At 74.4% G+C, this 13,447-nt stretch carries 8 protein-coding genes; 4 read left to right on the forward strand and 4 right to left on the reverse strand.

Going from position 1 to position 13,447, the window contains the following annotated elements; translation table 11 throughout:
- Positions 1–55: 55 nt before the first annotated feature.
- Positions 56–1,480 carry an MFS transporter gene (locus ACFYOJ_RS31075; RefSeq protein ID WP_356557216.1) on the reverse strand — a complete coding sequence of 475 codons (1,425 nt, stop codon included), beginning with the start codon at positions 1,478–1,480 and terminating at the stop codon, positions 56–58.
- A gap of 711 nt (positions 1,481–2,191) precedes the next feature.
- On the opposite strand from ACFYOJ_RS31075, the gene ACFYOJ_RS31080 reads away from it, so the two are divergent.
- Positions 2,192–4,363, forward strand: a complete 2,172-nt coding sequence (locus ACFYOJ_RS31080) for an asparagine synthase-related protein (protein WP_356557215.1) — start codon at positions 2,192–2,194, stop codon at positions 4,361–4,363.
- A gap of 40 nt (positions 4,364–4,403) precedes the next feature.
- On the opposite strand, the gene ACFYOJ_RS31085 is transcribed toward ACFYOJ_RS31080, so the two are convergent.
- Together ACFYOJ_RS31085 and ACFYOJ_RS31090 are read right to left on the reverse strand one after the other, a co-directional pair.
- Complete coding sequence (locus tag ACFYOJ_RS31085; RefSeq protein ID WP_356557214.1) at positions 4,404–6,314, reverse strand: sigma-70 family RNA polymerase sigma factor; 1,911 nt, start codon at positions 6,312–6,314, stop codon at positions 4,404–4,406.
- A 178-nt stretch (positions 6,315–6,492) separates the two neighbouring features.
- Entirely contained in the window at positions 6,493–7,317 is an 825-nt protein-coding gene (locus ACFYOJ_RS31090; RefSeq protein WP_356557213.1) for a helix-turn-helix domain-containing protein, read from the reverse strand.
- A 372-nt stretch (positions 7,318–7,689) separates the two neighbouring features.
- Between ACFYOJ_RS31090 and ACFYOJ_RS31095 the strand changes: the two genes are divergently transcribed.
- Together ACFYOJ_RS31095 and ACFYOJ_RS31100 are read left to right on the forward strand one after the other, a co-directional pair.
- Complete coding sequence (locus ACFYOJ_RS31095; protein ID WP_356557212.1) at positions 7,690–9,063, forward strand: NAD(P)/FAD-dependent oxidoreductase; 1,374 nt, start codon at positions 7,690–7,692, stop codon at positions 9,061–9,063.
- A 175-nt stretch (positions 9,064–9,238) separates the two neighbouring features.
- Positions 9,239–10,885 carry a SpoIIE family protein phosphatase gene (locus tag ACFYOJ_RS31100; RefSeq protein WP_356557211.1) on the forward strand — a complete coding sequence of 549 codons (1,647 nt, stop codon included), beginning with the start codon at positions 9,239–9,241 and terminating at the stop codon, positions 10,883–10,885.
- A 45-nt stretch (positions 10,886–10,930) separates the two neighbouring features.
- Here the strand turns inward: ACFYOJ_RS31100 and ACFYOJ_RS31105 are convergent, their stop codons facing one another.
- Positions 10,931–12,208 (reverse strand): MFS transporter, encoded by a 1,278-nt coding sequence (locus ACFYOJ_RS31105; protein WP_356557271.1) that lies wholly within the window; start codon positions 12,206–12,208, stop codon positions 10,931–10,933.
- Positions 12,209–12,345: 137 nt separating this feature from the next.
- Between ACFYOJ_RS31105 and ACFYOJ_RS31110 the strand changes: the two genes are divergently transcribed.
- Positions 12,346–12,894 carry a MarR family transcriptional regulator gene (locus ACFYOJ_RS31110; RefSeq protein WP_356557210.1) on the forward strand — a complete coding sequence of 183 codons (549 nt, stop codon included), beginning with the start codon at positions 12,346–12,348 and terminating at the stop codon, positions 12,892–12,894.
- The last annotated feature ends 553 nt before the right edge of the window (positions 12,895–13,447 follow it).

The raw sequence follows: 13,447 nt of genomic DNA on the forward strand, positions 1-13,447 counted from the left end.
CCGATAGTGCACTGTGCCACTGACAACGCCCTCGAACCCGGCGGGCGCGGCCGGCTCAGGCCGGGGTCACCAGCAGCGGACGGGCGCGCTCGCGCAGCTCGGCCACCCGCGGTTCGTCGCCGTACGGCTCCAGGCGGTGCAGGAGGTCCTTGACGTACTCGGTGGTGCGGGCCGAGGAGATGCGGCCGGCGACCTCCACCGCGCGCACCCCCTGCTCGCAGGCCGCGTCGAGGTTGCCGGACTCCAGCTCGGCCACCGCCGAGACGACGAGCCTGAGGCCGTGCGAGCGGACGAACTCCTCCGTCGGCCGCGACAGCGCCTGCTCGGTGAAGCGGCGGACCTGGCGCGGCGCCTTCAGGTCGCGGTAGCACTCGGCCGCGTCGGCGGCGAAGCGGTCGTAGGAGTAGAAACCGAGCCAGGTCGGGTCGTTGTCGCCCGGGCGGGCGCGTTCCAGCCAGCTCTCGGCGGCCTTCAGGGCGGCGCCGGCCGCCGGCGCGTCGCCCGCGCGCGCGTGGGCGCGGGCCTCGACCAGGCGGAAGAAGCTCATGGTGCGGGCCGTGGCCAGGCCGCGGTTGCGCTCCAGGGCGGCCTGGGCGAGGTCCACGCCCTCGTCGCCGAAGCCGCGGTAGGTCGCCTGCAGGGACATGGAGGCGAGGACGTAGCCGCCGAGGGGGACGTCGGCCGCCGCGCGGGCCAGGCGCAGGGCCTGGATGTAGTACCGCTGGGCCGCCTCCTGCTGGCCGGTGTCGAAGGCCATCCAGCCGGCCAGCCGGGTCAGTTCGGCCGAGGCGCCGAACAGGGCGCGGCCGACCTCGTCGGAGTAGGAGCCGAGGAGCAGCGGTGCCGCCTCGACGCGTAAGCACTCGGGGACCATCGACGAACGCCAGTCGCCGCCGCCGTACTTGGAGTCCCAGCGGCGGGCGTCCTCGGCGGCCTCGCGCAGTTTCCGCACATCGCTGTGGCCGACTTTGACCGGTGCGCCCGACCCCTCCGCGGGGCTCGCCTCGCGCGCCACCGAGCTGTCGGCCGGGGTTATCAGCCACCGTGAGGCGGGCGTGGCGTACGCGCTCACCGCGAACGATCCGGCCAGCGACTGCCAGATGCCGCCGGAGCCGGCCCGGCGGCCGGCGAGGTCGAGACGGTACAGCTCGGTGGCGGACCTGACCGCCTGGCCGACGTCCCGCGGGAAGGCGAGACCCACCTCGGGCGCGGGATCCGCGTCGGCCAGGCCGATCTCGTGCAGCGGCACCGGGCGGCCGAGCTTCTGGCCGATGGCGGCGGCGATCAGGTGCGGCGCCGCGCCCTGCGGCACCATGCCCTTCGACACCCAGCGCGCCACCGACGTCTTGTCGTAGCGAAGCGTCAGCCCGCGCTGGGCGCCGAGGTCGTTGACGCGCCGGGCGAGGCCGGCGTTGCTGATTCCCGCGAGGGCGAGAACGGCGCCGAGCTTTTCGTTCGGCCCGCGTTGCTCCCTGGACATGCGCCACCCCTCGACACAGACGGCTGCCGTGCTGGCATAACCGCGCGGCATTCGTAAACCCAGCGTAGTTCGCCGCATCCCATGCGTTAAGAGGCATTGTTCCGGATGGCGGGATTGTGGCCCGTACGCGGGCGCGGCGCCTGTACGGAACGTCGTCACGTGCTCCCGATGTGTGGCCGTGCGCCCGCCCGTGCGCTCTTCTCCGGCCATCGGCGGGCCGGTTCCATGGCGGTGCGTGGGTCGGCCCGCTGTACTGGATCCGGTGGGCCGGGGGAGACCGCCGCCTACATCCCCGCGGGCGGCGGACCGGTCCGGGAGGCGTGGCCCGCCTCCCGGACCGTACGCCACCGTACGGTGCGCCGGGCCCGTACGGCCTGTGCCCAACACCGTCCGTGACGCGGGGATTTGGCCGGAACGCACCCCCTGCCGTCCGCGCGCGCAGGCCCTCCCACCACGGGAAACGGGGGGCGCGCGGGGGCGCCAAAGGGCTTGCCCACGGGGCGCGTTCACGTCGCCGGTGCGCTCCCCGAGCGGACCACGCGTCCTGTACCGCTTACCGGGACGGCGAGTTGACGCTCCCGCGCGGGTATCCGCGGGGGCGCATTCGGGGGAGCACATGCGGCACCGCCGGCGCTCCGTGGCGCGCCCTTCATGGCAGCATGGGGAACCAGTTCGTACGGTGCACTGGTTCCCCAGCCTGTGGAGGCGTCGATGCGGTGGTTGGTGGGGTGGAGCAGCACCGCCGTGGGGCCCGTGGGGAACACGGTGACCGGCGGCTTTGCCGAGACCACCGGGTACGACGGGACCACCGGGTACGACGGTGCCACCGGGTACGACGGTGGGACGGTGCAGCCCGTGGGGTCCCAGCCGCTGTGGGGCGGCCCCGACCCGCTGTGGGCGGTCGGCGACTGGCGTCCCGACGAGGTGCGTGTCGTCACGGTCGACCCCCGGACCCGGATCGCCGTCCTCGGCATCTGCGGCGCGAGCGACGAGCAGCTGCGCGTCGGTCTGTTCGCCGCCCGCGGCGGGGCCCTCCGCCATCTGACCGCCTGGCCCGGAAGCTACACCGCCGTCGTCCAGGTCGGCCGGCGGATCACCGTGTGCGGCGACCTCGCGGGCGCCCGCCCGGTGTTCCACGCCCCCTGGGCGGGCGGCACGGCGTACGCGACCGCCGCGCTGCCCCTGGCCGACCTCGTCGAGGCCAACCTCGACTTCGGGCACCTCGCCGCGCTGCTCGCCGCGCCCGACGTACCGGCCGCGTTGGACGACTCCACCCCGTACGACGGCGTGAAGCGCGTTCCGCCGGGGCACGCGCTGATCCTGCGCGCGGGGGCGCGCGAGATCGCCGGGTACGAGCCGGTCGCCTCGCTCGCGGTGGCCGCGCCCGCCGCCGACCCGGACCGGGCCGTGGACGCGGTGCGGGACGCGCTGGTGGAGGCCGTGCGGACCCGGCTCGCCGCGCCCCGGCACGTCCCCGGCGACGGCATAGACCCCGGACCGGTGCCGGGCATGGGACCCGCCGAACGGCGCGCCGCGCGCGGCATGCCGGTGCCGGGGATCGGCGCCGACCTGTCCGGCGGACCGGCCTCGGGGACGCTGGCGCTGCTGGCCGCCGGGCTGCCGGGCATGCCGGGCACCCTGCTCGGACACGGCACGGGCGCGGGCGAGCGGCTGCTCGCCGTCACCTTCAACGACCTGGCGGTCGGCGGCAGCGAGGCCGAACTCGAACGGGCGGGGGAGCTGGCCGCCGATCCGCGGCTGCACCACGTGGTGGTCACGGGCGGCGAGGAGGTCCTGCCGTACACCGTGCTGGACGGGCCCCTCACCGACGAACCGGGCCCCTGTCTGGTGTCGGCGGCACGGCACCGGGCGCGCCTGGCGGCCGGCAGCGCCGACCACTTCACCGGCTACGGGGCGCGGCAGGTGCTGGACGCCCACCCGGCCCGGCTCGCCGACCTGCTGATGGACCGCAAACGCCGCCACCTCGTACGTCCGGTCGCCGCGCTCGCCAGGGCGGACGGCTCGGTGCTGGTCCCCGCGCGCGTGTACGCCGCGGCCCGGCGCCTGTCGCGCACCCCCTACCGGGCGGGGCTCGAAGGACTCGCCGAACGGCTGCTGCGGCGGCGCTTCGACGAACCGGGGGGCGGCGCGGGCAGCGGCGGCGGTGCCGTGGAGGCGTCGCTCGCCGTGCTGAGCTGGGCCGGACCCGGGCCGGCGGCGCGGTGGCTGACCGGGGAGGCGCTCGCTGAAGTATCGGTTCGCCTGCAGGCGTCCGTCCAGCGGTCCGGGATCGGTCCGGGACAGCGGCCCGGCGACTTCCGGGCGCGTGCCGCACTGGCCCGGCAGGCGGCCGATCTGCGGGTGCTGGAGCAGGCGGCGGAGATCCGGTTCCAGCGGCTGCACGCGCCGTTCCTCGACAACCAGGTCGTCCGCGCCTGCCGTGCGCTGCCGGAGGCGCTGCGCGTACGGCCGGGCGCCCGGGCCGCGATCCTGCGCACGGTGCTGGAGGGCGCCGGCGTGAGCGACCTGCCGAGCGGCTGGGGAGCGCCGACGCAGGCGGTGGCGGCCTCCGCGGCGCGGGCCGGGCTGCGGGTCGCCGCCGACTCGCTGCTGGACCTCTTCGACACGCCGCTGCTCGCGGAGGCGGGGCTGGTCGAGGCCCGGGTCGTGCGCAAGGCGGTGCGCGCGGCGGCCGCGGGCGAGCCGCTGCCGCTGGACGGGCTGGCCGACCTCGTCTCCCTGGAGCTCTGGCTCCGCCGTCTCCTCGCCCGCCGGGGCACCTGCTGGACCGGTACCCCGGCACGCCGGCGCGCGGTCCCCGCCGGGATCGCCCCGCAGCGGGGGGCGCTGGGCGGCGCGGGGACCGTGGCACGGCGGGGGTGAGCGGACGCCCCGCGAGCCGGCATGATCCGACCGGCAGGCCCTACGCGCAGGTGAACCGCGACTCCGCCCAGTCCGCGAGCGCCACGGTGTCGACGGGACCGTGCGGCTCGACCACCAGGCGGAGCGTCCTGCGGCCCGCGACGTCCACGTGGACCGGCACCGCCGGATCGCCGCCCCGCAGCACCGCGGAGCTCCACAGCCGTACGCCGTCGGCCTCGACCGCGAAGCGGACCTTGCCCAGTCCCCTCGTCAGGTCGTCCACGCCGACCAGCGCGTCGTAGGCCGAGCAGGCGCGGTTCAGGTCGACGGTGACGGAGGAGCGGCCGTGCACGGTGACGCCGTGCGCGTACCGCCGGTCGCCGATCGACAGGGAGTCGCGCTGCCACACCCAGCTGCTCCCGGCGAGCCGCATCTCGGGCCCGGTGCCGTCACCGGTGAGGTCGTACGCCAGCTCGCTCCACTGGTAGACGGCCGGTGCGGGCGGAGGCGTCGGGGCCGGGGTGGGCGTCGGGCTCGGTGACGGGGGCGGAGTCGGGGCCGGGGTCGGTGAGGGCGTGGGAGTGGGCGTCGGGGAAGGCGTGGGAGTCGGGGTCGGTGTGGGCGTCGGCTCCGGGGGCGGCTCGGGCGCGGCCACCGGGGGACGCGGGCGCGGCGGCTGTGCCGGGGGAGTGGGCGTGGGCGGGGCCGGCTGGGCGGCGGGCGCCGATTCGGCAGGGGCCGCCCTGGGCGGCTGCCCGGGCGGGGCGTCACCGCCGGTGAGCGCGAGGACCAGCGCGGCCGCGGCGGCCACCGCCACCACGCCGGCCGCGATGCCTGCCTTCACCGGCGCGCCCAGCCCCTCGGAGGCCGCCGCACCGCCGGCCGCCCCTCCCGACGAGCCGCCCGCCGCGGCGGCGGCGCCCGCGGCACCGGCCGCACCCGCGCCCGCGCCGCCTGCGACGAACCCGGCGGCCTTGGCGTACCCCGCGACACCGAACCAGCCGATGACCGCGACCGGGACCACGGCCGGGATGCCGCTCGCGACCTCCTCGATCTGACTGGCCGCCAGCCGGCACCTGGCGCACTCCTCCAGGTGTTTGCGCAGCCCGCGCTCGGCCCGGGTGCGCAGCCTGCCGCGGGCGTAGGTGCCGAGCTGGTCGGCGTAGCGGGCGCACTCCTCGTCCGCGGCGAGGGCCTCGCTGACGTGTGCCTGGAGATAGGCCTGCTTCAGGCCCTCGCGGGCCCGGCTGGCGAGCACGCGCGTGCCGTTGGCGTCCAGCCCGAAGAGAGTGGCCACCTCGCTCGGCGACTCGTCCTCGACCTCGGTGTGCCACAGCACGGCCTGCCACCGCTCGGGCAGCGACCGGAACGCCTGCATGGCCATGGACTGCTCGGCCTCGCGCATGGCGCGGACGTCGGCGCCCAGTTCCAGGGTGTCGTCGTCCGAGGCCTTGGCGGCGTACGCGGACTGGGCGGCGAACACCGCGAAGTCCTCGACCAGGTGCTCCCGCCCGGCCGTCCGCGTCCAGCCGGCGGCCACCCGCCGGACCGCGGTCAGCAGGTAGGCGCGTACGGCGTGCTCGGGGCCGGAACCGCCGCGCACCGCCTGGAGCATGCGGGCGAACACCTCGGCGGTGAGGTCGTCCGCGGTGTGCGCGTCCCGGCAGCAGGTGCGCGCGTACCGGCGCACCGCGTCCGCGTGGCGCCGGTACAGCTCCTCGTAGGCCGTGTCGTCGCCCGAGCGCATCAGCCCGATCAGCTCGGCGTCGGACGGCGGCGCGTCGTGCGGGGGCACCTCGCGCGGGGGCGGCAGCACGCTGTCCTCGTGCACCTCCCGCTGCGCCGGGACGCCCCCGTCGGGGAAGGCCCCGCCCCGCGGAACGCGCGCGGGACCCCCCTGCTCCGGAACCGGTGGCGGAGCACCCGGTACGGCGTCGTCGTCGCGTGCGCCGTCCCGCCCGTCAACGCTCATCGCGGAAAGCCCCCGCCCCCTGCCCGACCAGATCCGAACATCGGGTCAGAGTGCCACAGGAGCATCCGGACAGAGAGAGGCAGGTCGGACGGTCACCCGTCCGTGGGTACTTGCCCCGCAGTGGTACTGACGTTCAACCGTTCGGGGTATCAATACGCGCTCTGCTCCGGGGCCGGTGTCACGCGGGACGCGAGCGCAGCCCCTCCAGCAGGATGTCCAGCAGCCGGGCCGAGGCCGCCGCCTGCTGTGCCGCGTCGGGCAGCGAGGGCGCCGACGTGGCGATCACGAGCAGCACGTCCGCCACCGACACGTCGGGCCGCAGCTCACCCGCGGCCCGCGCGCGCTCCACGAGACGGCCCACGACCTCCAGCAGCGCCGCCGCCCCGTGGTCGTCCGCCGCGGCCGCCGGAGCGGCGCCGGAACCGGACGCGCCGTGGCCCGGCGCCGGGGAAACCGCGTCCCCGGGCACCAGCCGCAGTTCGCCGGAGCCCGGCTGCAGCCGCTGCTGCGGCACCCGCGGCTCACCGGCCGTGCCACCGCCCACCGCGCCGTCGGCGTCGTCCGACACCCCCACCCGCAGCACCTGCGGCGGCAGCAGCCGGCCTGCCCCCGAGGCCACCGAGGTGCGCAGGAAGCGCGACAGCGCCGACCACGGCTCGTCCTCCTGCCCGAGCGCCGCCCGGGCCTGGTCGGTGAGCCGGGCCGTCTCCTCCTCGGCTATCCGCCGGACCAGCACGTCCTTGCTCGGGAAACGCCGGTACACCGTGCCGACGCCGACCCGGGCGCGCCGTGCGACGTCCTCCATCGGAGCGCCGTACCCCAGCTCGCCGAAGACCTCGCGCGCCGCACGCAGCACGTGCTCCAGATTGCGCTGGGCGTCCACCCGCAGGGGCGCCGAACGCCCCGAGCCCGCCCGCGGAGCGCCCGCCGCCGCGCTCACCGCGCCGCCCGGCGCGACAGCGGACGCGGATGCGGACGGCCGATGAGAGTCCTGAACATGCATAGCCAATCCCCCGGTAATGACGTCTCCCCCCGGAGACTCTCCCCGTCATCGAAAGCCGGAGTGCGGTACGGGCCGGACCGGCGGAGCCGTTCGTCGCGGATCCCCTGAGCACATCCCCCCACACGCCGTGGGGACGAACATAGTTGAGCGGGGGTCAATTCAGAAGGGGCAGGTTCCGCACGGAGTGCCCACCGATCGGGGCACGAGCCGTATTCGCCCGGAGTATGCCCCCGCCCGCCGACGGACGCACCCCCGCTGACCTGCGACGCCACGGACCGGCACGGCGATCCGGCCGTCCGGGCACCCACCCGGCCACCGGTCATACGAATCGCCGGGCCTGTGGACAAACGCGAGCGACGGGTGCGTCATGGGATGGTGAAGGAACGTGCGCGCATTCTCGTTGTCGGCGGTGGCTACGTCGGGATGTACACGGCCCTGCGTCTGCAGCGGAACCTGAGGAACGAGATCCGGCGGGGCGAGGCGGAGGTCACCGTCGTCACCCCCGACCCCTACATGACGTACCAGCCCTTCCTCCCCGAGGCGGCCGCCGGCTCCATCTCCCCGCGCCACGTCGTCGTACCGCTGCGCCGCGTCCTCGACCGGTGCCGTCTCGTCGTCGGCGAGGCGCACAGCGTCGACCACACCCGCCGCACCGCCACCGTCACCACCCTCGCCACCGGGGACGAGGGCACGGGCGCCCGCCGGCTGACGTACGACGAACTCGTCCTCGCGCCCGGCTCGGTCTCCCGCACCCTCCCCGTCCCCGGCCTCGCCGACCACGGCATCGGCTTCAAGACCGTCGAGGAGGCCATCGGCCTGCGCAACCACGTCCTCGAGCAGCTGGACATCGCCTCCTCCACCCGCGACCCCGCGCTCCGCGACGCCGCCCTCACCTTCGTCTTCGTCGGCGGCGGCTTCGCCGGGGTCGAGGCCCTCGGCGAACTGGAGGACATGGCCCGCTACGCCACCCGCTACTACCACAACCTCACCGCCGAGGACATGAAGTGGATCCTCGTCGAGGCCTCGGACCGCGTCCTGCCCGAGGTCGGCGAGGACATGGGCCGCTACACGGTCACCGAACTGCGCCGCCGCAACATCGACGTACGCCTGGAAACCCGCCTGGAGTCCTGCACGGACCGCGTCGCCGTCCTCAGCGACGGCTCCCGCTTCCCCGCCCGCACGGTCGTCTGGACCGCCGGCGTCAGACCCCACCCGCTCCTCGCCGCCACCGATCTGCCCCTGGACGACCGCGGCCGGCTCGTGTGCACCCCCGAGCTCGCCGTCGACGGCGCCCCGCACGCCTGGGCCGCCGGAGACGCCGCCGCCGTCCCCGACGTCACCGCCCCCGCACCGGGACAGAAGTGCGCCCCCAACGCCCAGCACGCCGTCCGCCAGGCCAGGGTCCTCGGCGACAACATCACCCACGCCCTGCGCGGCGAACCCCTGGACACCTACGCGCACACCTACGCCGGATCCGTCGCCTCCCTCGGCTTCCACCAGGGCGTCGCCCACGTGTACGGACGCAGGCTCAAGGGGTACCCCGCGTGGTTCCTGCACCGCGCCTACCACCTCAGCCGGGTCCCCACCGTCAACCGCAAGGCACGCGTGCTGGCCGAGTGGACCCTCGCCGGACTCTTCAAACGGGAGATCGTCTCCCTCGGATCCCTCGAACACCCTCGCGCAGAATTCGAACGCGCGGCCGGTGGAGAGCCTTCCGGGGAACCACCGCGCAACCCGAAGGAGTAGTCCTTCCCGGTCCCAGGAACTCCCCGGCCCGGCCCGGCGTCCGACGGATGTCGGCCCGGCCGGCACCCTGCCAGACTGGTCCACCACCGCGGGCGGGCCACCGTCCGCCCCGCGCTGCTCCCGGGCCCTGCCGGTTCCGGTACCGGCCGCCGACGACTACCCGAGGCAAGGATTCGTGAACTTCACGCGCTGGAGCGCCCGACTCCCCGGCACACGCCGCGCCACCGCGCGGACCGACCCGACGCACTCCCCGGACCACCGCCCGGACGGCTCCGTGCCCACCGCCCGCGCCGAGCAGCTGACCGACGCGGAACCGCCCGTACCGTCCGTCGACGACCTGCCGGCGCGCGACGTCCTCGACCGCGTCCCGGCCCTCGTCGCCCTCGTCCACGGCCCCGACCACCGCCTCGCCTACGTCAACGACGCCTACGTCACGGCCTTCGGCACCCGCCCCCCGGGCGGACGGGCCCGCGAGGCCCTCCCGGAACTCGCCGAGCTGGGCCTCTTCCCCCTGCTCGACCAGGTCCAGCGCAGCGGCAGACCCCGCACCCTCAAGTCCCGCAAGGCCCCCGACGGCCGCTCCTACACCTTCACCTGCACCCCGGTCACCGAGGGCGCCCACGACGGCGGACGCGGCGTCCTCGTCTTCGCCACCGACGTCACCGACCACGCCGAGGCCGCCGCCCGCCTGCGCGCCAGCGAACGCAGCCAGCGCGAGACCGCCGTCACCCTCCAGCGCTCCCTGCTCCCCCAGGAACTGGAGGAGCCCGACGACCTGCGCGTCGCCGCCACCTACCACCCCGGCGGCACCGAGGCCGCGGTCGGCGGCGACTGGTACGACGTGATCACCCTCGGCGGCGGCCGCACCGCCCTGGTCATCGGCGACGTCATGGGCCGCGGGGTGCGCGCGGCGGCCGTCATGGGCCAGCTCCGCACGGCCGTGCGGGCCTACGCCCGCCTCGACCTGCCCCCGCACGAGGTCCTCCGCCTCCTCGACGGCCTCGCCGCCGAGATCGACGCCAACCAGATCGCCACCTGCGTCTACGCCATCCACGACCCGAACGAGGGCCGGCTGGTGTACGCCTCCGCCGGGCACCTGCCCATCCTGGTCCGCGACGAGAAGGGCACCGTCCAGCGTGCCGGAGAGCCCACCGGCCCCCCGCTCGGCACCGGCGGCTGGATGCACGCCTCCGACTCGATCGCCCTGGCCCCCGGCTCCACCGCCGTCCTCTACACCGACGGCCTGGTGGAACGGCGCAACGAGGACCTGGACGAGGGCATCGCCGCCCTGGAACGCGCCCTGGCGGGTGCGACCGGCAGCCCCCAGGTGATCTGCGACCGCCTGGTCCGCTCGGCCGGCGTCACCCCGGAGCACGACGACGACGTCGCCGTCCTGGTCCTCCAGCACCCCGCCCGCAGCGGCGCCGAGGCCGAGCGTTTCCGCAACGCCACCCTGGAACTCCTCGGCGGCGTGGAGGCGGCACCCCGCGCACGTGCCTTCGCCTCCGGCGTCCTCACCAGCTGGCGCTTCCCCGCCGACCTGCACGACGCGGGCGTCCTGGCCACCAGCGAACTGGTCGCCAACTCCCTCCAGCACGGCACGCCGCCCATGCGGCTGCGCCTGCGCCGCACCGACCGCCGCCTGATCATCGAGGTCACCGACGGGGACGACCACCTGCCGCTGCGCCGCTGCGCGCAGCCGGGGGACGAGTCCGGCCGGGGCATCGCCATCGTCGCGACGATCGCCTCCAACTGGGGAGCCAGACACACCCCCGGCGGCGGCAAGGCCGTCTGGTGCGAGTTCCTCCTGCAGAAACCGTGACGGGGCCCGCGGCCGTATCGGCCGGGGGCCCCGTCACGGCCGCCGTCACGCGTCCGCGGCCGCCACCGCGTCGGCGGGCGCCCCGCCCTGCGTGACCACCCGGCTCCGCGCGAGCGACGGCTGGTTCTGCACATCAGTGAGCTGCCGCCCCAGCCGCAGCGCCAGCACCGTGATGACCAGCGAGAAGAGCGTGAACGCCACGATGTACGGCGCGTGCAGCGAGGCCCCGAGCGGCCCGCCCACCGCAGGCCCGATCGCCAGCGCGAGCTGCTTCACCAGGGCGAAGGCGGAGTTGTACTGCCCGGCCATCCCGCTCGGCGCCAGGTCGGCCACGAGCGGCGCCAGCGTCGGCGACAGCATCGCCTCACCCAGCCCGAACAGCGCGTACGTCGAGATGAACGCGGCCGTCGCCATCGTCTGGCTGCCGTGCCCGAGCCCCGCGTACCCGGCCACCGCCCAGGCGACCGCCCAGATCAGACCCACGGCGGCGATGACGCGCGACCGCTTCCGCCGCTCCACGAACTTCAGCACCGCGAACTGCGCGACCACGATCATCAGCGTGTTCGCCGCCAGCGCCGTGCCCAGCGCGGACGTCGAGATACCGGCGGCCTCGACGCCGTACGCGCTCAGGCCCGACTCGAACTGCCCGTAGCAGGCGAAGAACAGCACGAAGCCCAGCACGCACAGCTGCACCATCGCCCGGTTGCCCAGCAGCTGCTTCCAGCCGCCGCCGGCAGCCTGCCCCGGCGCGTCCGCCACCCGCGGCGCACGCGGCATCCGCACCGTCGCCATCACCGCGACCAGCAGCAGGAACATTGCCGCCTCGATCGCGAACAGCAGCGTGAAGGAGGACGCGCTCGTGGTGTCGACCAGGTGACCGCCGATGAGCCCGCCGACGCCGAGCCCCAGGTTCTGCAGGAAGAACTGCATCGCGAACGCCCGCGACCGGGTCTCCGACGGGGAGCAGTCCACGATCATCGTGGCGAGCGCCGGCTGCATCACGGCCTGTCCCGCCCCCAGCGCCGCGGCGGACAGCAGCACCGTGGCCGCGGAGGCCGACAGCCCCAGGCTCAGCGCACCGACCGCGGCGACGACCAGGGCGGACAGCAGCACCGGCAGCGGGCCGCGCCGGACGATGGCCCGCCCGGCGAACGGCAGCACGATCAGCGCGGCCACGGCGAAGACGGCGAGCACGAGACCCGCCGTCACCGATCCCAGTCCCCTGACCTGCGCCACATAGACGTACAGGTAGGGGACGGTGAAACCGAGCCCGAACGCGCTGAGTGCGTTGCCCACGTGGATCCGGCGCATCGCGGCGCCCATTGCCCTGGTCACGTTCACCCTCTCTCGAGTCGTCCGCTCCAGCCCTTAGAGCTGAAGACTTAGAAGCTAAAGTTCGAAGCTAAAGAGTACATAGCGAAGGACTTCAAGGCAAAGGAGCGACGTGCCATACTGCGGCCATGGGCGACACCTCCGGCGTCGGCGAGCCGTCAATCGAAGAACAGATCGCCGCCTACCAGCGCGAGTTCCAGGACCTCGACCCACAGGTGGAGAAGATCGTCTCGGCTCTCTCCCGCCTCAACCGGCGCATGAACGTCGCGTACGGCCGGCAGACCGCCGAGCTGGGCATCAGCAACACCGACTGGGAGGTCCTCAAGGCCCTGGTCCTGTCCGGCGCCCCCTACCGGCTGGGCCCCGGCGACCTCGCCAAGCGTCTCGGCCTGACGCCGGCCGCCATGACCCACCGCATCGACCGGATGGTGGCGGAAGGTCTGGTCACGCGCGACCGCGACGAGACGAACCGGGTCCGCGTCATCGTCGAGCTGACGGCGGAGGGGCGCGAGAAGTGGCTGGAGGCCATGCGCCTCGCCACGGTCTTCGAGGAGGACCTCCTCCAGGACCTGTCGCCGGACGAGCGCTCGGCCCTCGGCGAGGTCCTCACCCGCCTTCTGCGCAGGGTCGAGCACGCCCAGCCCGACGCCGGTGGCCGGCTCAGCGACCTCGATTAAAGATCTTGACAGGGGAGCTTGACAGCCCCCTGCGGTATCCGTAAGGTTCTTCGGGTTGCCACGGAGCCGTAACGGTTCTGCGGCAGCACCTCCGCCGCAGCAGCGGCAACCCCAACCACCAGCACGACCTTCCTCCGGGAACTGTTTCGGCATGTCCGAATTCAATTCCGCGGGGGACTCGGCAGCCCGATCGACACCGATTGGGAAACGCCGGGAAAGTCCGCTAAGGTTTGGGACGTCGGAACGGCCCAAGGGCCGGGAAGACAACCCCCTCTGACGGGGAATCAGGGCCTGAAAGGATCTGATAGAGTCGGAACCGCCGGAAAGGGAAACGCGGAAGCGGGAACCTGGAAAGCACCGAGGAGATCGGATCGGAAAAGGATCTGATAGAGTCGGAGACGCAAGACCGAAGGGAAGCGCCCGGAGGAAAGCCTGAGAGAGTCTCTCGGGTGAGTACAAAGGAAGCGTCCGTTCCTTGAGAACTCAACAGCGTGCCAAAAGTCAACGCCAGATATGTTGATACCCCGTCCATCCTTCGGATGGTCGAGGTTCC

This window comes from Streptomyces sp. NPDC006384, from assembly GCF_042870695.1.
In the GTDB taxonomy this organism is placed as follows: domain Bacteria; phylum Actinomycetota; class Actinomycetes; order Streptomycetales; family Streptomycetaceae; genus Streptomyces.